The 710-nt window shown below is 73.9% G+C and carries 1 pseudogene; it reads right to left on the reverse strand.

Features of this window, described 5'->3' with window-relative positions:
* Positions 1-710 (reverse strand): annotated as a pseudogene (locus GH736_RS23840) (thioredoxin domain-containing protein); the annotation flags it as partial.

Consider the following 710-nt stretch of genomic DNA (forward strand, 5'->3'; position numbering starts at 1 on the left):
CGCACGAGCGAGCCGTCGGCACGCACGTGGTGATCGCGCAGGTAAGCCGCCGCGCGACGAGCCGCCGCGATCGCACGGTCGTCGCCGAACACGAATCCAGCGCGGGCGAGGGCGGCGATCGCGAGTCCGTTCCACCCGGTGAGCACCTTCTCGTCGAGCGGCGGCGGCTCGAGCGTCGCGCGGGCGTCGGCGTCCAGCCGGTAGTAGCCGCCCTCGTTCCGGCGCCCCTCGATGGTGCTCTCCGAATCCTGCGCGCTGGCGAACCCGCCGCCCGGCAGTTGCATCCGCTCGGTCAGGAAGTCGATCACGCCCATGGCCAGCGACCGGAGGAACGCCGGTGGATCGTCGCCGGTGGCCAGGTCCGCCGCGACGCCGAGGAGCAGCGCGTTGTCGGTCAGCATCCGCTCGTAGTGGGGTTCGCTCCAGTCGGCGCGGGTGGCGTAGCGGAAGAACCCGCCCTCGATGGGATCGCGCAGCGGTGACGCGCCCATGAGCCGCAGCGTCCGCTCGGCCAGCCGGCGGCCCTCCGTCCCGGATGCCGTGAGGAATGCCAGCACCGGCGCCACCGGGAACTTCGGGGCGGTGCCGAATCCGCCGTGCACCCGGTCCTCCCCGTGGGCGAGCATTCGCACGGCCTGCTCGAGCTCGGCCCGGCCGGGCAGGGCGCCCGCGGTCGATGCGACGGATGCCTCGGCGAGCGCCTGGCCGAC

The sequence above is a fragment of the Agromyces humi genome (assembly GCF_009720255.1).
Lineage (GTDB): Bacteria > Actinomycetota > Actinomycetes > Actinomycetales > Microbacteriaceae > Agromyces > Agromyces humi.